Source organism: Bradyrhizobium sp. NBAIM18 (genome assembly GCF_020193825.1).
Classification (GTDB): domain Bacteria; phylum Pseudomonadota; class Alphaproteobacteria; order Rhizobiales; family Xanthobacteraceae; genus Bradyrhizobium; species Bradyrhizobium yuanmingense.
Genome location: NZ_JADYVO010000021.1, coordinates 89,318 through 106,080 on the forward strand (window position 1 = coordinate 89,318; position 16,763 = coordinate 106,080).

At 64.7% G+C, this 16,763-nt stretch carries 19 protein-coding genes; 14 read left to right on the top strand and 5 right to left on the bottom strand.

The window, feature by feature from the left end; translation table 11 throughout:
* Window positions 1–301: 301 nt before the first annotated feature.
* The gene (locus I6F17_RS31255) at window positions 302–1,519 is read left to right on the top strand and encodes an NAD(P)/FAD-dependent oxidoreductase (protein ID WP_036034901.1); all 1,218 of its coding nucleotides are present in this window, start codon (window positions 302–304) and stop codon (window positions 1,517–1,519) included.
* A 19-nt stretch (window positions 1,520–1,538) separates the two neighbouring features.
* Here the strand turns inward: I6F17_RS31255 and I6F17_RS31260 are convergent, their stop codons facing one another.
* Window positions 1,539–2,675 (bottom strand): GNAT family N-acetyltransferase, encoded by a 1,137-nt coding sequence (locus I6F17_RS31260; RefSeq protein ID WP_225127766.1) that lies wholly within the window; start codon window positions 2,673–2,675, stop codon window positions 1,539–1,541.
* Between the two features lie 162 nt (window positions 2,676–2,837).
* Between I6F17_RS31260 and I6F17_RS31265 the strand changes: the two genes are divergently transcribed.
* The gene (locus I6F17_RS31265) at window positions 2,838–2,981 is read left to right on the top strand and encodes a hypothetical protein (protein WP_193760202.1); all 144 of its coding nucleotides are present in this window, start codon (window positions 2,838–2,840) and stop codon (window positions 2,979–2,981) included.
* 6 nt (window positions 2,982–2,987) lie between these two features.
* On the opposite strand, the gene I6F17_RS37815 is transcribed toward I6F17_RS31265, so the two are convergent.
* Window positions 2,988–3,110 carry a hypothetical protein gene (locus tag I6F17_RS37815; protein ID WP_260346694.1) on the bottom strand — a complete coding sequence of 41 codons (123 nt, stop codon included), beginning with the start codon at window positions 3,108–3,110 and terminating at the stop codon, window positions 2,988–2,990.
* Window positions 3,111–3,346: 236 nt separating this feature from the next.
* Between I6F17_RS37815 and I6F17_RS31270 the strand changes: the two genes are divergently transcribed.
* Both I6F17_RS31270 and I6F17_RS31275 read left to right on the top strand, forming a co-directional pair.
* A complete protein-coding gene (locus tag I6F17_RS31270) occupies window positions 3,347–3,607 on the top strand; it encodes a hypothetical protein (protein WP_128262436.1) in 261 nt (86 codons plus the stop codon).
* Between the two features lie 88 nt (window positions 3,608–3,695).
* Complete coding sequence (locus I6F17_RS31275) at window positions 3,696–4,985, top strand: c-type cytochrome (RefSeq protein ID WP_225127827.1); 1,290 nt, start codon at window positions 3,696–3,698, stop codon at window positions 4,983–4,985.
* Between the two features lie 30 nt (window positions 4,986–5,015).
* Here the strand turns inward: I6F17_RS31275 and I6F17_RS31280 are convergent, their stop codons facing one another.
* Window positions 5,016–6,986: a 4Fe-4S binding protein gene (locus I6F17_RS31280; protein WP_225127768.1), complete on the bottom strand. Its 1,971-nt coding sequence runs from the start codon at window positions 6,984–6,986 to the stop codon at window positions 5,016–5,018.
* 164 nt (window positions 6,987–7,150) lie between these two features.
* Between I6F17_RS31280 and I6F17_RS31285 the strand changes: the two genes are divergently transcribed.
* From I6F17_RS31285 to I6F17_RS31330, 10 genes are all read left to right on the top strand, one after another.
* Window positions 7,151–7,891, top strand: a complete 741-nt coding sequence (locus tag I6F17_RS31285) for a biotin/lipoate--protein ligase family protein (protein ID WP_225127771.1) — start codon at window positions 7,151–7,153, stop codon at window positions 7,889–7,891.
* On the top strand, window positions 7,888–8,427 hold the full coding sequence (locus I6F17_RS31290; protein ID WP_225127772.1) for a DUF6505 family protein: 540 nt from the start codon (window positions 7,888–7,890) through the stop codon (window positions 8,425–8,427). The genes I6F17_RS31285 and I6F17_RS31290 overlap by 4 nt, the downstream gene beginning before the upstream one ends.
* Window positions 8,424–9,431, top strand: a complete 1,008-nt coding sequence (locus I6F17_RS31295) for a DUF6352 family protein (RefSeq protein ID WP_225127774.1) — start codon at window positions 8,424–8,426, stop codon at window positions 9,429–9,431. The genes I6F17_RS31290 and I6F17_RS31295 overlap by 4 nt, the downstream gene beginning before the upstream one ends.
* Window positions 9,428–9,943, top strand: a complete 516-nt coding sequence (locus I6F17_RS31300) for a DUF3305 domain-containing protein (protein ID WP_225127776.1) — start codon at window positions 9,428–9,430, stop codon at window positions 9,941–9,943. Before I6F17_RS31295 ends, I6F17_RS31300 begins: the two co-directional genes overlap by 4 nt.
* A complete protein-coding gene (locus tag I6F17_RS31305) occupies window positions 9,940–10,551 on the top strand; it encodes a DUF3306 domain-containing protein (protein WP_225127778.1) in 612 nt (203 codons plus the stop codon). Before I6F17_RS31300 ends, I6F17_RS31305 begins: the two co-directional genes overlap by 4 nt.
* 129 nt (window positions 10,552–10,680) lie before the next feature.
* Window positions 10,681–11,460, top strand: coding sequence for a molecular chaperone TorD family protein (locus tag I6F17_RS31310; RefSeq protein WP_225127780.1), 780 nt, complete (start codon window positions 10,681–10,683; stop codon window positions 11,458–11,460).
* A gap of 29 nt (window positions 11,461–11,489) precedes the next feature.
* The gene (locus I6F17_RS31315; RefSeq protein ID WP_036005112.1) at window positions 11,490–11,699 is read left to right on the top strand and encodes a twin-arginine translocation signal domain-containing protein; all 210 of its coding nucleotides are present in this window, start codon (window positions 11,490–11,492) and stop codon (window positions 11,697–11,699) included.
* A gap of 14 nt (window positions 11,700–11,713) precedes the next feature.
* Window positions 11,714–14,656 (top strand): formate dehydrogenase subunit alpha, encoded by a 2,943-nt coding sequence (locus I6F17_RS31320; protein ID WP_036034800.1) that lies wholly within the window; start codon window positions 11,714–11,716, stop codon window positions 14,654–14,656.
* Between the two features lie 13 nt (window positions 14,657–14,669).
* The gene (fdh3B, locus tag I6F17_RS31325) at window positions 14,670–15,266 is read left to right on the top strand and encodes a formate dehydrogenase FDH3 subunit beta (protein ID WP_036005105.1); all 597 of its coding nucleotides are present in this window, start codon (window positions 14,670–14,672) and stop codon (window positions 15,264–15,266) included.
* Window positions 15,267–15,306: 40 nt separating this feature from the next.
* On the top strand, window positions 15,307–16,308 hold the full coding sequence (locus tag I6F17_RS31330; RefSeq protein ID WP_036034896.1) for a formate dehydrogenase subunit gamma: 1,002 nt from the start codon (window positions 15,307–15,309) through the stop codon (window positions 16,306–16,308).
* A 15-nt stretch (window positions 16,309–16,323) separates the two neighbouring features.
* On the opposite strand, the gene I6F17_RS31335 is transcribed toward I6F17_RS31330, so the two are convergent.
* Both I6F17_RS31335 and I6F17_RS31340 read right to left on the bottom strand, forming a co-directional pair.
* The gene (locus I6F17_RS31335; protein WP_036034798.1) at window positions 16,324–16,524 is read right to left on the bottom strand and encodes a hypothetical protein; all 201 of its coding nucleotides are present in this window, start codon (window positions 16,522–16,524) and stop codon (window positions 16,324–16,326) included.
* A gap of 72 nt (window positions 16,525–16,596) precedes the next feature.
* Window positions 16,597–16,749: a hypothetical protein gene (locus I6F17_RS31340; protein WP_156447252.1), complete on the bottom strand. Its 153-nt coding sequence runs from the start codon at window positions 16,747–16,749 to the stop codon at window positions 16,597–16,599.
* Between the last annotated feature and the right edge of the window lie 14 nt (window positions 16,750–16,763).

A 16,763-nucleotide genomic window follows, 5' to 3' on the forward strand; every position in this document is an offset into this window, starting at 1 on the left:
GCGATCGCGGTGATACGGGTTGCTTCGTTCTGGAACATCGCTGTCTCCATTGTCCAACATCTGCGAGTTCCAACGCGCGCGACGGACGGCATAGCGCCGCATCGACGACTGAGAAGGCGAGATCTGGGGCTCGCGTGCAGAATGGATTCGGGACAGCAAGACGCGTGCCGCGGCGAGTCGGCGAACTGGGCACCTGCGGTCATTAACCTCAATCTCAGGAAATGTTCGCACCCGGCCCTGCGATGCGACATCAGGCGAGAGAATTGCACTGCAGACGCTGTTAACCGTGGGAGCCGGAGCCATGACGAGAACCGTGACCGAGCCGGTTGACGGGGACGAGACCGCAACCATCGGCTCGGACGTCGCCATCGTCGGTGGCGGTCTTGCGGGATCGCTTGCGGCGGCCGTGCTGGCGCGGGCAGGGCGTCGCGTCGCTCTGATCGACAAGCGGGCAGTCCATCCGGATGAGTTTCGGGTCGAGAAGATCGGCGGCCATCAGCTGGAGCTGTTCGGCAAGCTCGGCTTTCTCGATGCGCTCGAAGATGTCGCGTGCCGATATGATCAAGTGCTCAACATCCGTGAGGGCAAGGTGGTCGATGTCAGCATCGGCAGGGCTTACGGATTTGCCTATGCCGATCTCGTCGCAATGGCGCGTCGCCAGCTTCCGGATCCTTCCAACCTGATCGTCGACGAGGTCACAGCGATTGGCAGCAGCGGCGATGTCCAGCATCTCGAGCTCGCCTCCGGACGGCGCGTGACGGCGCGCCTCGTCGTTCTGGCCACCGGCATGGCGGGAGCCCTGGGCTACAAGCTCGGCATCAGGCGGCGCGTGCTTGCCGAGCGCCATTCGGTGTCGTTCGGTTTCACGATCGCGCGCAAGGATGGCACGCCGTTCGATTTCGAGGCGTTGACCTGTTACGGCGAACGCACCGCCGATGGCATAGACTATCTCAGCCTGTTTCCCGTCCACGCCGGAATGCGTGCCAATCTCTTCATGTTCCGCGATCCGACCGATCCGATCATGCGCGAGTTGCGCCGCGAGCCGGAGGCGACAGTTTTGCGCCTGCTGCCGGGATTGCGGAGCTACCTCGGCGATTTCCGTGTGACCGATCGCGTCCAGAACTGGGTGATGGATCTGACCGTCGTCGAGGGGCATCTCCGGCCCGGAATCGTGCTCATCGGCGATGCGTTCCAGACCAATTGTCCCGCGGCCGGAACGGGCGTCGCCCGCCTGCTCGTGGACGTCGACCGTCTCTGCACCGAATATGTGCCGCGATGGCTCATGACTGCAGGCATGGGCCTGGAGAAGATCTCGCAATTCTATGCCGATCGCGACAAGATCGCGGCGGATCAGCAGTCGCTGAAGATGGCACGCTTCCGCCAGGCGCTGACCTCGCGCGCCGATATCGGCTGGGACGTGCGGCGACGGTTGCACTTCCTGCGGCGCAGTCTTGCGCACCGCGTCGATCAGATGCATCCGGGCTGGCTCGGGCGTGTCCGCGGCGCGCTGCGCGCTTGAACTCTGCGACTTTCGCCGGTCAGCGCGTGGGCGTCGCAGTGTGCGCGGGTTGAACCTTCAGATCCGATAGCCGCTTGGCCGCCAGTTTGAGCCAGGGCGCCTGCTTCAGCGCGAAGAGGGCGATTGCGCCTGCGGCGCTGCCGACCTGCGTGACCTCCCACATCGGTGAAGGCTGTGCGCCGAACGATTTCTTGTATGGCTCGTCGCCGATGGTGAAGTCGAGCATCTGATCTCCGCGCTCGATACAATCTCGCGCCACTTTTTCGAACATCAGCGCGCCGATGGACTGGCTCTTGTAGCCGGCGATGTCGAAGGCGCTCATGATGACGAGGAAGCTGCCGCGGTGACACAATCCGAGCACGGCGGCGATCACTTCGCCATCCATCTTCATGGCATAGAGGCGGACGAAGGAGCCGAGGCCCCGAAGGGCGACGTCGGAATAGAAGCCGTAATATTCGGGCCGCTGCAGCAGGTCTCCGTCGCCTTGTGCGTGAAAGCGCGGGCCGCGAAACTTCCTCATCACCTCCATCGTCTCGAGCACGGCGGCGCTGTCGCTGCAGCATGAGAAGCTCAGCGCGCCCTTCTTCTGCAGCTGGCGATATTTCTTGGCGAGCTCCTTCTGGTAGGAGCGATCCATCGCACTGGCCCGCCATTGCTCATACGGCGCGACCAGAACCGTGGCATAAGCATTGGTGTTCATCGAGACACGGCGGGACGTGGCCAGGAGGTCCTCGATCGGAAGCCGTCCGTCAGGCAGCTTGGCCATCCGGAGCAGATCGAAGGGGCGGACAAGGCGACGAATCTGCGCGCACGCAGCCGCATCATCGAGCAATCGTGAAAACACGTCCGGGCTGCAAACCGGTGCCAGATAATCGGAGACGCGGAGGTCGGCGAACTCGATGGTTCGTATTGGACCGCGCCGGATTCGGAGCAGCGGTAACACCATCGCAAGCGTGCCGGTGTCGCGGTCGCGCACGATGACGACCAGGGCCGTTGCACCCGTTTCAGGCGCGAGCCTGGTGTAGAGGCTATGCAGCCAGACCGGATGCTGGAAGGCAGTGGCAGCCGAACGATCGAACAGCTCTGCATATTCCGGAGACAGAAAGTCGAACGACGGCTCGATGGCGATCTCGAACGTATTGCTGGGCTTATTCATGCGCACAAGGAAACCGGATCATCCGCGAACGTCGTTCGAACCGTAGCTGCGCTTATACCAGGGCCGTTACAGGTCAGACACTGCCGCCGCGCGATTTGCGTCAATGCGTTCAACCATGCTCGTATGGTTACCAAATTCTGAAGCCGGAGGCGGAAATGGCGCGTGGAGCGCACCTTGCGCGGTGCCATCGTCTGCACGGCGCAGGCAATGATCTACGATCCTCGGCTGCAGGAAGCTATGGTTCGCAAGGTCGAGCTCGTTCCCTCCGCTCCGATCCTCGGGCCGATCGGGCTCAAGCGCGAGTGAGCCTTCTTAGAGACGCACCCCGGTGGTGGCAAACGCGTGCGCGGCGGGCTCCTGCACGCGATCGAGGATCACCATCCCACCAACCGCGATCACCACGGCCGCGACGCAGCCAAGCAAAAAAGCCTTCATCCTCAGCCTCCCTCGATTGGACCACGCCATCTATACGACAGGGCCTGCGGCGAGCAAGCTCGTCGATCGCATCAGCCATCCGCCCGCTATGGGCTTTTGAACACGGGATCGGCGGAAAGACGCATCGCCCATCGAGCCAAGGGACCGGAGCTCGGCGCTGCTGCGCTGCACGATCCGGAACGGATGCGGGTCTTGCAAGTTTTCTGCAGGCCTGGTGAGCGCATCGGAGGCTTGGCGTGAAATTACCGAGAACGATCCTGTGCTTCGCAGCACTTTGCATTGTCGAGGGCGCCCTGGCCCAGCCGGCGCAAACCAACTCGCCGACGGGGCAAACGCCTCCCGAGGACAAGGGCCAGCTCCAGCCGCAAGGTTGGACGGGTCCGATCAATACCGGCTCGGGTGGTGCGCCGCCCGAAAGCCCCCAGGGCCAGAGTCCGCCCGGAATGCAGCCCGCGCCGGAGGGGTCGTCCAAGACCACGACGGCACCGGCCAAGTAGACTGTTTCAAGTAGACCGTTCCAGGATATTCATTTCCGTTGCCTCTTCTGGCAATCTCGAGGGGGTGAATGTCAGCGGGCGGCCAGGAATGAACAGATCAGCTCTGTGCACTAAGGTGGCCGCAGTGCTGTGGGCCATCTTTGCCGCATCGTCCGTGCATGCCGACATGGTCGGACACGGCGGCCCGATACGGGCTCTCGCCATTTCGCCCGATGACGACAGCCTTCTCTCCGGCAGCTTCGACACCGCCGTCATCCGCTGGTCGCTGAGGACGGATACGGCAGAGCACGTGCTGCGGTATCACGCCGATGGCGTCAATGCCGTCGCCTTTCTCAAAGACGGCCGCATGATCACGGCCGGCGCCGATGCGCGCATTGCGGTGTGGACGGCGGGCCGGCCGGAACCGGACCGGGTGCTGGAGGGACATGTCGCACCGATCGCGGCGCTTGCTGTGTCGTCCGATGGGACGCTTCTCGCATCGGCGTCATGGGACCAGACAGTGCGGCTCTGGTCGCTGTCGGACGGCACATCCCGCATGCTCGAGGGGCATACGCAGAACGTCAATGGGGTCGCTTTCCTGCCGGACGGCAGGCTCGTCAGTGTCGGCTACGATCTTGCGCTGCGCATCTGGCGTTTGCCGGATGGCCAACCTGACATCGTGACTTTGCCGGCGCCGCTGAACGCGGTGGCTGTCGCGCCGGATGGTGAAATCGTCACGGGCGCGGTCGATGGCAGGCTGCGCATGCTGACAACGGACGGCAAGGTCAGCGGCGAGGTCGCAGCCAGTCCGACGCCGGTGGTGGCCTTGGCCATGTCGGCGGACGGTGCACTGATCGCTGCGGCCGGGATCGGCGGCACGGTGGCGATCATCGAGCGCAAGTCGCGCAACCTGCTGCGCACCCTGGTTGGGCCCGGGCTGCCGGTGTGGGCGGTCGCCTTCCTTGCCGATCGCGAGACACTGATGACGGGTGGTGCGGACGGCAGGATCAGGCGCTGGAATGCCCGCACCGGCAATCCCATCGGTTCAAGCCTGGTCGGCACACCGGCCGACCCGCTTGCGGCCTATGCCGGCGATCACGGCGCCGATGTGTTTCGGGCCTGTGTTGCCTGCCACACGCTCTCGGACAAGGAGGTGCAGCGTGCGGGTCCCACACTTGCGGGACTCTACGGCCGCAAGATCGCTTCGGTGCCGGGATATCGCTTCTCTGATGCACTGAAAACGATGGACATCGTCTGGACGCCGGAAACCGTCGCACGATTGTTCGAAATCGGGCCGAATGCCTACACCCCCGGCACCAAGATGCCGGAGCAGCGCATCGGCTCGGCCGAGGACCGGCGCGCGCTGACCGAATTTCTGGCCCGCGCGACGTCGAGATGATTGCCTTGCCCCGATTCGACGGCGTCCGCTTTAGTCCTTGCCGTTGCGTTCGCGGAGATAATCATCCGTCGTTCGCGGCGGCGTTCGTTCCGGAACGCCCTTGAACGGATCGAATTGCTGTTCGCTCATGACCACGACGCGGCAGTCCGCGCACATCCTGAGCGCGTCGATTCGCTTGTCGCCGGCCGGGTACATCCAGTGCCGGCCTTCGAGCTTGGCGGCGATGCGGTCGATCGTGCTCTTGACGCCGAAGGGCGTGCCGCAGCGGACGCAGAGCGCGGGCTCCTCCTCCTTGATGACAACGGCAGGCGCGCGCGCCGCCCGGAAATCGATCTGCGGCTTGAGGCTGATGACCTTTTCCGGACAGGTGCTCTGGCACAGGCCGCACTGCACGCAGGCATCCTCGATGAATTTCAGCACCGGCCGCTCGGGATCGTCGCGCAATGCGCCGGTCGGGCAGGCCGAGACGCAGGACAGGCACAGCGTGCAGCCATCGGTCTCGACGCTGATTGCGCCGACGGGCGCACCTTGCGGCAGCGCGATGACGTCGACCGGCTGCGGCGCCAGCCGGTGCAACTCGCTGAGGGCGAACCGCAAGAGATCGCGCCGCTTGCCGACGGTCTTGAAAGTTGCCGCCGTAAGGACCGCGGCGAGCGTGCCGATATCAGTCAAATGCGCGCCGAGCGCGTCGGGATCGTCGGTTTCGATGGTGGCGAGGCGACGGCCCGCAAATCCAAGGCCGCCGAGGATGGCGTCAGCCATCGCGATCGTCTGCGTCAATCCGGTCACGTCGTGGCGCGGCTTGCCACGGAGCAGGAAGCGCACGGCAGAGACGCCATAGGCGAAGGCGCCGACGATCGCCTCCAGCCCAACCTGCGTGAGCTCGTTGACGGCAAAGGGAAGCACGTTCGCCGGCAGGCCGTCGCCATGCCGCGCGAGGGCGTCGATCAGCGGCGTGCCGTGCGGGCTGTCGTGAAAGAGCAGCACCGCATTCGCGCCGCCGGCCTCGCGATAGGCGAGCAGCATGGCGCGAAGTTTCTGGAGCTGCGTATCGGCGGGCGGCAGCGCGTAGGAGACTGCGCTGGTCGGGCAGGCCGCCGCGCATTGGCCGCAGCCCGCGCAGATGTTCGGATCGATTGCGATATGATCGCCGACGGGCGTGATCGCCCCGGTCGGGCAAAGATCGAGACAGCGATGGCAGCCCGTACGCTTCGAGCGCGAATGGGCGCAAAGCGCCGGCGCAACCTCGACATATCTGGGCTTGTCGAAGCTGCCGACGAGATCGCGCGCGGTCAGCACCGCGCGCAGCACCGCGGCGGGATCTTTCGTGTCGGCGCGGAGATAGCCGTCGCGCAGGTCGTGGGCGGGAAACATTGGCAGACCGCCGGAAAGATCGAGCACGATATCGCAGCGCGAGGTGACCCCGCTTCGCGGCGAGTCGAGCACGAAGCGATCGCGCGAGGAGGGGCGGGGACGCGCATAATCGTCGATTACCAGCTCGAACGCGCCGAAATGTCCCTTCGCGGAGCGGATCGTGCCCTTCACGATCGGGAACACCGTGGCAACCGGCGGCACGGTGTCATCGAGCTGCTTCAGCATCACGGTGACGTCGAGGTGATCGGCAAGCAGGCGGCCGGCCTCGATCGCGGCCTCATCGCGCCCGTAGATCAGGATGACGCCCTCGCTCGACAAGGTGACGAGCGGATAGTCCGGGGCGGGGATGGAGGCGGATGCGAGCAGGGCGGCCATTTTTGCGCCGGCGTGCGCGCCGTCGCGGGACCAGCCGGCCGTCTCGCGGATATTGACGAAGCCGATCGCGTCAGGCCGCTCGCCGGCCTCGTCCGAAAACTGCGCCGCCTGCTGCGTGCAGGCGACCGTCAACACGCCTTCTGTCGCGGCCATGTTGCGGAAATGATCGAGCTCCGCCCCGCAGAGGTGGCGGAAGCTCTTGACCTCGCTGTTCGGACATGCGCGCCGGATTGCAGCCACGTCGAGGCGCATCGTGTCTTCGCACGAGCAGATCAGGATGGTCTTCGACGGCTGCTCCAGGTTAACTCCTCCGCCTTTCGGACGACGACGACGGACTCGCGCCGGCCCTTCGCCTCGTATAGACATTATCCATCGGGAAGAAAAGGAAAGCGGAGGACGGTCTGCCGTCGATCCCAGTGAGCCATGTTTCCGCGGCGGAACCGATCCACCTGCCGCCGCCGTTCACATTGGTGCGATTGCGCGAGAGCGGCGACGCTTTTGCCCATGCATGCCGCATCGCACCGGAGAGCGGCGCCGGAACGCTCGTCTATGTCGGCCGCTTCGACCTCGCCGAGTTCGCCGTGGTGCTCGAGCCGGCCGAGCCGTTGCGCAGCGCGCGGCGCGCGTTCTACGCAGGCATGGTCGCGCTCACCGACGCGCTTCGCGCCTATGCACCGCCGAGCAAGCCGATCACGATCGGCTGGCCGGATGCGGTCAGGATCGACGGGGGGCTGGTCGGCGGCGGACGGATGGGTTGGTGTTCCGGAGCTGACGAGGAGGCGCCGCCGCCCTGGCTGGTCTTCGGCGCGATGATACGGACGGTTGCCATGAACGATGACGATCCAGGCGTCCACCCGCTGGCCTCGGCGCTTGACCAGGAAGGCTTTGGCGAGGCGGGCGCGGCGCAGATCACGGAAAGCTTCGCCCGGCATCTGATGCTGGCGCTGGACGGCTGGCGGGTCGACGGCTTCGACAGCGTCGCGCGCGACTATCTCACGCGAATGCCGCGTGAAAGGCAGACGATACAGCGCATAGATGATTGCGGCGACCTCCTGACGCGCCGCATCGGGACGGAGACGATCGAACGAAGCGACCTGGTCCGGGCGCTCGCGGTGCCGTCCTGGCTCGATCCGGCCCTCGGAGGACCGCGCCTGTGAAGCTCCTGCGTACGATCGCGCTCGATCCGTCAGACACCTTCGCGTTCGACGTGGCGGCAGAGCCGGGCGAATGGGCCGTCTCCGGCGCCTTCCGCTTCTGGGATTGCGATGGCGCGAAGCTCGAGGGCAAGGCCCGCGCGGCGTTTCGCGGTGGGTTCCTCGGGGTGCAATCCTGGGGCTGGTCGACCCTGGCGCAGATCGTTCCGGCGACCGCGGACGATTACCACGGCCTGGTCGATTTGCTGTCGAGGCAATTGGTCGATCGTTTCGGCGCGCCGGACATGGCGGCGGCGAAAACGGCCGCCGAAGAGGAGGTCGCTTTCGCCCAGTCGCTCTGCAGCCATCCCATCAGCTCGCTTATTGCAGTGCACCGCACCTCGAGCGATGGGGCGGTCCGCGAGTCGTTCCGCCGGCTGCAGCTTCGGGAAGGCCAGGGGCATGGCAAGGCGTTCTCGTTCATCGAGATGGAGGACGACGTCGAGCCGGACGGCGATCTCAGGCTTGCGGATCTCGGCCGGGAGCCGACCGTCCGATGAACGATTTCTGGATCGCCTGTGGTCACCACCTGCTCGATCGCGACGAGAGCGGCGGCCTGCGTGTCACGGACGAATTTCTCAAAGCCTATTTTGCCCGTCCCGAGCTGATGCCTCCGGACGACGCATGCCCGGTCGAACGCCGGCTGCACCGCGATTTGCTTGCAGACCCGCGCCAAGTCGTTAACGCCGGCGAGATCGCCGCGATTGCCGATGCGGATGCCAGGGAGAATTGGCAGTTCGTGCTGGCGTTCCGCAATCTTCTGCTGCGGCATCCGACGCTCGAAGCGGCCTATCTTGCCTGGCTCCGCTCAGGGGCGAACGATCTGCCGCCGCTGTTCGTCAACCAGCTCGTGCACGTCATCCTGCGCAACGCGCTCGACGGCTGCGACGACCCGTTCGTGCTGCGCGCGGCCGAATTGTTCTTCCGGATCCAGCGCGTTCTCCCACATGAGCACGCTTTGTTGCTGGGAGACGAGGAGGTCGTCGGCGGCCGGAGCCCGACCCCGGTGCTCTCGCTGATGTCGATGCTCGGCGCCACCACCGATGCGGTAGTCGAGGTGTTGGGCGAGGAGAATGCCGAGGCCTATTGGCACCGGAGCGACCAGTTCGACATGGCCCTCGACCTGACCGCCGACGGCCGCGGACCTGTAGCGCTGGCGCAGGCGATGACGCGCTGGGTCTCCCATCTGCTCGGCATCGATGTCGTGATCGAGCCGCTACGGGCGCTGCACGAGGCGAAGCTGACCTGGTATGTCGGGCTCGATGCCGATGCCACGAGGCTCGGCGACCGTCTGTGGCACGGCGAAGAGCTCGGCGAGCGCGACGCCGATCGCGTGCTCGCGCTGTTCCGGCTGACGTTTGCGGATTCCAGCCGTGCCCTCGACGATGTCGGGGATGAGCCGGTCTACCTGATCCTGTCGATGACGGCGGATCAGAAGCTGCGGATGAAGCCACAGAATCTGCTGACCGGGTTGCCGGTGAAGCGCCTGGAGATGGCGACATGAGCCCCGCGGCATTGCCGTCTCTCTCGATTGCCGTCGGCGTCGTGGTCGAGCGGCGCCGTGCCGACTCGCCTTGGGTCGATTTCATCTGGCGCGGAATTGCCGTCCTGCCGGACGAGCCGTCGACCCAACCCTGGACCGTGCTTCGCGAGCAGGACGGCACGACCCTGTTCTATGCCGGAAGCGCGACCATCGATCTCTATCCGTCGGAGACGGCGCGCTATCGCGACAATCTGGCCTCCGGCCGTCCGAGCATCTGGGTCGTGCTGTCGCCCGCGGAAGGCGCCTGGCCCTATGCCGTCACCGCGGTGACCGCCGACCCCGCCGAGGGCGAAGGCTTTACCGAAGCCGCCGACAATCTCGTCGAGGCCGTGCCGATGCCGGAAGTGCTGCGCGAAGCGATTGAAAGCTTCGTGGCCGAGCACCATGTCGAGCGCGAATTCGTCAAGCGCAAGCGGCGCCGTGCCGATCCGGAGGCGCTGGCGCGGCGCGAACATGAAGGCGGAAAGGAATGAGTGAGGAGGACTTCCTTGCGCGTTGGTCCCGCCGCAAACAGCAGTCGCGAGCGGAGCCGGCGAAACCTGCCCCGGCGCAGCCGACGCCGCCGTCCGAAACAAAAAAGGACGAGACCGAGTTCGATCTGTCGAGCCTGCCGTCGATCGACGAGATCAATGCTGCCACCGACATCACGGCCTTCCTCGGCAAGGGGATCCCTCGGGAGTTGAGCCTTGCGGCCCTTCGCCGCGCTTGGGCGACCGATCCCGCGATTCGCGACTTCGTCGGGCTCGCGGAGAATGCATGGGACTTCAATGACCCGACGGCGATGCCGGGATTTGGCCCGCTGGATTGTTCCTCGGAGGAGCTGGCCGCACTGGTCGATCGCATTGTCGGCGGCGTGCGCGAGGCGGCCCAGACTCTTGCTGAGGCGTCGATCGAAACGGCCGATTCTCCGGCGGAATCGCATCAAGCCGATGTGGCACTTGTTTCCAATGTCGTTGAGCCGCCCGATGAGACGCAGCACCTGGCAATCCCTGCTGCAGTGCAACCGACAGTGGGTGAAAGACCTGCGGATTCTGCAGAGCCTGTGAGGTCCCGCACGCATGGTGGTGCACTGCCGCGCTGAACCACGACCAAAGACTATAGGGACAGGCTATGGCAGGCGATTGACCGTTGCTGGAACCCGGATTACGCTACCTACTGCTTTGTAACAAAAGCGATAATCAAGCAGACGGGACTGGGATGGGAGGTCCACGTGCGCGATGACGGACTTGATCGAGCGATCGATGCCGCAGGCGGCATCGCTCAGCTTGCACGCAAAATAGGCATCAGCCAGCCCTCCGTCTCGAATTGGACCCGTGTGCCCGCACAACGGGTGGTTGCAGTCGAAACGGCGACCGGCGTCTCCCGAAACGATCTGCGGCCCGATCTTTACAGTGAGCAAGCCGGCTCCGCCGAGCTCGTCGATCCCATCGATGCGGCGCGCGCGCGGGAATACGCCTTGCTCGCGGTGCTGCTGTCTGCACCTCCGTCGAAGCGCCTTCTCGAGCAGCTCGCCGCGCTCAGCGGAGACGCGACGCCGCTCGGGCGCGCGCATGCGGCGCTCGCCGACGCGGCCTCGAGCGCCGTCCCGTCGAAAGTCGAGCGGGAGTATTTCGATTTGTTCGTCGGGCTCGGCCGCGGCGAATTGCTGCCTTATGCCTCCTATTATCTCACGGGCTTTCTCAACGAACGGCCCCTGTCGCGCCTGCGCGGCGACCTGATGACGCTCGGCATCGAGCGTATCGCCAACGATTCCGAACCCGAAGATCACGCTGCCATCCTGTGCGAGATCATGTCGGGCCTTGCCGATGGCCGCTTCGATGCCTCGCACGAGGCGCAGCGCGCCTTCTTCGAAAAGCACGTGTCGCCATGGATAGGGCGATTGTTCGCGGACATCGAGAACGCGGGGACTGCCCGTTTCTATAGCGCAGTCGGCGCGCTCGGCCGCACTTTCATCGAAATCGAGACGGAAGCATTTACATTCGCCAGCTGACCGAGGCGCTTCGGTCCGGGAGAGATGCGATGAGTGACGAGACGAAAGCAAAGGTCGGACGCCGCGATTTCCTGCGCAAGGTCGGCTTGGGTACCGCCGGTGCCGGCGCGGCGCTTGCAACACCGTTGGTCGGGTCCGCCCAAGCCGACAGTGAAACCAACGATGAGAAGCGCAAGGCGCGCTACAAGGAATCCGATCACGTGAAGACGTTCTACCGCGTCAATCGTTATCCGGCCTGAGAGGGAGGCTGCCCGTGCTTATCAAGCGAACACACCAGCGTTCCGATCGCCGCGGCTCCGTCGCCGAATCCCTCGCGGGGCAGGGCGGGGGACTTGATCGCCGCACATTCCTGCGCAAATCGGGCCTCGCCGGCGGCGCGCTCGCCGCGCTCGGGGCCATGCCGGTCGGCACCGTGCGAAAGGCGGAGGCGGCCGCCGCCGGCCCGCTCGCGGCCGGCGCCACCGTCAAGAAGAGCATCTGCACGCATTGTGCCGTGGGCTGCACGGTGACGGCGGAAGTCCTCAACGGAGTCTGGATCGGGCAGGAACCGAGCTGGGATTCGCCGATCAACCGTGGCTCGCATTGCGCCAAGGGCGCTTCGGTGCGCGAGCTCGTGCACAGCGATCGCCGCCTGCGCTATCCGATGAAGCTGGTGAACGGGCAGTGGACGCGGGTGTCGTGGGACACGGCGGTGAACGAGATCGGCGACAAGCTGCTGCAGGTTCGCGAGAAGTCGGGCAGCGATTCGGTCTATTGGCTCGGCTCGGCCAAGATGACCAACGAAGGAGCCTACCTGTTCCGCAAGTTGGGCGCGTTCTGGGGCACCAACAACACCGATCACCAGGCGCGGATCTGCCACTCCACCACCGTCACCGGCGTCGCCAATACCTGGGGCTACGGCGCGATGACGAACAGCATCAACGACATGCGCAACTCCAAGACGATGCTGTTTATCGGCAGCAACGCGGCGGAAGCGCATCCGGTCAGCATGCAGCACCTGCTCGAATCCAAGGAGCTCAACAAGGCGAATTTCATCGTCTTCGATCCGCGCCTGACCCGCACCGCGGCACATGCCACCGAATATGTCCGCATCCGTCCCGGCACCGACATTCCCGTGCTCTACGGCATGATGTGGCACATCCTGAAGAACGGCTGGGAGGACAAGGAATTCATCGCCCAGCGCGTCTACGGCTTCGACGACCTGCGCAAGGAGGTCGAGAAATGGAATCCGCAGGAGGTCGAGCGCGTCACCGGTGTGCCCGCCGCGCAGCTCGAGCGCGTCGCCAAGACGTTCGCGACGGTCAAGCCCGCGACCATCATCTGGTGCATGGGCCAGACCCAGCACACGGTCGGCACCGCCAACGTGCGGGCGAGCTGCATCGCGCTGCTGATGACGGGTAACGTCGGCAAGGCCGGGGCCGGCGCCAACATCCTGCGCGGCCATGACAACGTGCAGGGCGCGACCGATGTCGGCCTCGATATCGTGACGTTGCCGTTCTATTACGGCCTCGCGGAGGGTGCCTGGAAGCACTGGTCCCGGGTCTGGGAGGTCGACTACGACTATCTCGTCTCGCGCTTCGACGAGAAGAAGCAGATGGAGACGCCAGGCATCCCGCTGACGCGCTGGTTCGATGCCGCGCTGTTGCCGAAGGCCGACGTCGCACAGAAGGACAACGTCAAGGCCGTGTTCGTGCAAGGCCACGCCAGCAACAGCATCACGCGCATTCCCGAATCGCTGAAGGGCCTGAAGGCGCTGGAGCTGCTGGTGATCGCCGATCCGCACCCGACTACCTGGGCGTCTCTGGCGGTCGAGGCCGGGCGCAAGGACGGCGTCTATATCCTGCCCGTGGCGACGCAGTTCGAATGCGCGGGATCGCGCGTCGCCTCCAACCGCTCGATGCAATGGGGCGAGCAGATCGTCAAGCCGATCTTCGAATCCAAGGACGACCTCGAGATCATCTATCTGCTGGCGAAGAAGTTCGGCTTCGCCGACAAGATGTTCAAGAACATCAAGGTCGAGAACAACCTTCCGGTCCCCGAGGACGTGCTGCGCGAGATCAACCGTGGAAGCTGGTCGACCGGTTATTGCGGCCAGTCGCCGGAGCGCATCAAGGCGCATATGAAGAACCAGCACAAGTTCGACCTGGTGACGATGCGCGCCCCCAAGGACGATCCGGAAGTCGGCGGCGATTATTATGGCCTGCCTTGGCCGTGCTGGGGCTCGCCCGAGGTGAAGCATCCCGGCTCGCCGCTGCTCTACAACAACAATCTGCACGTCATGGACGGCGGCGGCGCATTCCGTCCGCGCTTCGGCATCGAGCGCGAGGAGAAGCTGCCCGACGGCACGACGCGCAAGGTCAGCCTGCTCGCCGACAAGTCGTTCTCCAAGGGCTCGGAGATCGAGGACGGCTATCCCGAGTTCACGTTGGCGAGCCTGAAGAAGCTCGGTTGGGACGCGGATCTCACCGAGGCCGAGATGGCGACGATCCAGCGGGTCAACCCGGCCAATCCGGATGCGGTGTCCTGGGCGCTCGACCTCTCCGGCGGCATCCAGCGCGTCGCGCTGAAGCATGGCTGCGTGCCGTTCGGCAACGGCAAGGCGCGCATGAATGCGTTCGGTCTGCCGGATCCGATCCCGGTGCACCGCGAGCCGATCTACACGCCGCGCGTCGACCTCGTCGAGAAGTATCCGACCTTGCCCGATGCCAAGCAGTTCCGTCTGCCCAACATCGGCTTCTCGGTGCAGAAGGCGGCGGTGGAGAAGGGGATCGCCAAGCAGTTCCCGTTGATCCTCTCCTCCGGACGTCTCGTCGAATACGAAGGCGGCGGCGAGGAAACCCGCACCAATCCGTGGCTCGCCGAATTGCAACAGGACATGTTCATCGAGATCAGCCCGGCTGATGCCGCCGATCGCGGCATCAAGGACGGCGGCTGGGTCTGGGTGAGCGGCGCTGAGAACAACTCGCGGGCCAAGATGAAGGCGATGGTGACCGAACGCGTCGGCAAGGGCGTCGCCTGGATGCCGTTCCATTTCGGCGGCTGGCTCGGCGGTAACGACCTGCGCAAGAACTATCCTGCCGGCACCGATCCGATCGTGCTGGGCGAGAGCGCCAACACGATCACGAGCTACGGCTACGATCCTGCAACCGGCATGCAGGAGCCGAAGGTCACGCTTTGTCAGATCGTCGCAGCCTGAGAGGAGCACGCACATGGCTCGGATGAAGTTTCTCTGCGACGCTGATCGCTGCATCGAGTGCAACGCCTGCGTCACCGCCTGCAAGAACGAGCACGAGGTGCCCTGGGGCATCAACCGGCGGCGTGTCGTCACGATCAACGACGGCAAGCCGGGTGAGCGCTCGATCTCGATGGCCTGCATGCACTGCACGGACGCGCCCTGCGCGGCGGTCTGTCCGGTGAACTGCTTCTACACCACGGCCGATGCCGTGGTGCTGCACTCCAAGGACCTCTGCATCGGCTGCGGCTATTGCTTCTACGCCTGTCCGTTCGGCGCGCCGCAATATCCAAAGGTCGGAAACTTCGGCTCGCGGGGCAAGATGGACAAGTGCACCTATTGCGCCGGCGGCCCTGAGGCCGACGGCAGCAAGGAGGAATATGCGAAGTACGGTGCGAACCGGCTGGCCGAAGGCAAGCTGCCGCTGTGCGCTGAGATGTGCTCGACCAAGTCGTTGCTGGCGGGCGACGGCGAGATCATCGCACAGATCTACAAGGAGCGCGTCATGAAGCGCGGCTATGGCTCGGGTGCATGGGGCTGGAAGACCGCTTATCGCGAGGCGATCGAGTCCTGAGGTGGCAACAGAAGGGCGCGCAAATACCGGGGAGGACGTGATGGCGTCATTTGGAAGGTTCATTCGCCTGGCGTTCGGCGTTTGCACGCTGCTTCTCTTGGCGATGGCGGCGCCTGCGAGTGCTCAGCAGGTCAATCCGACTGCAAGCTCGGTCAAGGAACAGCAGCTTCTGCAGGAGCTGAACCGGATTCAAGGGCGTGTCAGCATTCCGGATCAGCGGTCCGGCGTTCTCGAGCAGCCGCAGGGGCGGGAATGGCGGGAATTCCGCATGGTGACGCTGCCCTGGATCGGCGGCGTTGCCATCATCGGCATGATCGCCCTGATCATGATCTTCTATCTCACCCGCGGCATGGTTCGGCTGGAAAGCGGCCGCTCGGGCCGCACCATCGTGCGCTTCAACGGTTTCGAACGTTTCGTGCACTGGATGACGGCAACCTGCTTCATCATCCTGGCGATCTCCGGCCTCAACGTCACCTTTGGCCGGCAACTGCTATTGCCGCTGATCGGTTTCGAGGCCTTTTCCGAATGGTCGCAATGGGCCAAATACGCCCACAATTATCTGAGTTTCCCGTTCACGCTGGGGGTCGTGCTGATCTTCCTGATGTGGATCGGCGGCAATATCCCCAATAAGGTGGATATCGAATGGGCCAAGCGGGGTGGCGGCCTGATCGGGCATGACCATCCGCCGGCCAATCGCTTCAATGGGGGCCAGAAGATGATCTACTGGATCGTCGTGATCGGTGGCGGGCTCGTCGCGGCGAGCGGCTATGCGCTGATGTTCCCGTTCTACGGCACGGGTATCGAAAGCATGCAGATGGCCCAGATCGTCCACTCCATTGTGGCGGTCCTGTTCGTCGCGGCGATGATCGGGCACATCTATATCGGCACCATCGGCATGGAAGGTGCGTTCGCGGCCATGGGCTCGGGCGAAGTCGACGTCAACTGGGCGCGCGAGCACCACAGCCTCTGGCTCGACGAGCAGATGGCGCGAACGGGACCGAACGACGGGCAGCGGCAACCCGCGACCGCAGCGGCCGAATAAAGCGGACCTGCCGGCCTACCGCGGCTCTTTCGCAAACAAGACGGAGCGGTCCTGCAGCTCCTGCTCGGGAAGCTTGTCGGCTTGGCCCGTCTGCATGTTTTGAATGGACGCCATGCCGGGCTGACCGAAATGAGGTACTGCCTGCGGCCTGAACACGCTATTGGCCGCACCGGCGAGAAGCATGGCTGCGATTAGCGAGAGCATGAGGAGTTTCATGCGCGTCTCCGTCTGCCATCTCCACCCGGCACGATGAATACATCGGGATCGTCGAATCGGATGTGAGCGGCTTCACAGCAATGGGTTCCAGTTGCGTGGGTCTAGCTCCCCCTGACGACCGTCAACTTCGGCGTCAAACTGGATATCTGCTTGCCAATGCGAGCGCCCATCCCGCATCGGCGCGGTGATCCCGCTGACGCGGAATTCCTCCATCAGGCCCGCCATTTGGCTCGCATTCC

Coding starts and splice junctions, on each gene's coding strand:
- I6F17_RS31340 (WP_156447252.1), bottom strand. CDS start 16,749: ATGGCGGGCCTGATGGAGGAATTCCGCGTCAGCGGGATCACCGCGCCG.
- I6F17_RS31315 (WP_036005112.1), top strand. CDS start 11,490: ATGAGTGACGAGACGAAAGCAAAGGTCGGACGCCGCGATTTCCTGCGC.
- I6F17_RS31300 (WP_225127776.1), top strand. CDS start 9,428: ATGAGCCCCGCGGCATTGCCGTCTCTCTCGATTGCCGTCGGCGTCGTG.
- fdh3B (WP_036005105.1), top strand. CDS start 14,670: ATGGCTCGGATGAAGTTTCTCTGCGACGCTGATCGCTGCATCGAGTGC.
- I6F17_RS31280 (WP_225127768.1), bottom strand. CDS start 6,986: ATGCGCCTCGACGTGGCTGCAATCCGGCGCGCATGTCCGAACAGCGAG.
- I6F17_RS31275 (WP_225127827.1), top strand. CDS start 3,696: ATGAACAGATCAGCTCTGTGCACTAAGGTGGCCGCAGTGCTGTGGGCC.
- I6F17_RS31305 (WP_225127778.1), top strand. CDS start 9,940: ATGAGTGAGGAGGACTTCCTTGCGCGTTGGTCCCGCCGCAAACAGCAG.
- I6F17_RS31255 (WP_036034901.1), top strand. CDS start 302: ATGACGAGAACCGTGACCGAGCCGGTTGACGGGGACGAGACCGCAACC.
- I6F17_RS31330 (WP_036034896.1), top strand. CDS start 15,307: ATGGCGTCATTTGGAAGGTTCATTCGCCTGGCGTTCGGCGTTTGCACG.
- I6F17_RS31260 (WP_225127766.1), bottom strand. CDS start 2,675: ATGAATAAGCCCAGCAATACGTTCGAGATCGCCATCGAGCCGTCGTTC.
- I6F17_RS31335 (WP_036034798.1), bottom strand. CDS start 16,524: ATGAAACTCCTCATGCTCTCGCTAATCGCAGCCATGCTTCTCGCCGGT.
- I6F17_RS37815 (WP_260346694.1), bottom strand. CDS start 3,110: ATGAAGGCTTTTTTGCTTGGCTGCGTCGCGGCCGTGGTGATCGCGGTT.
- I6F17_RS31295 (WP_225127774.1), top strand. CDS start 8,424: ATGAACGATTTCTGGATCGCCTGTGGTCACCACCTGCTCGATCGCGAC.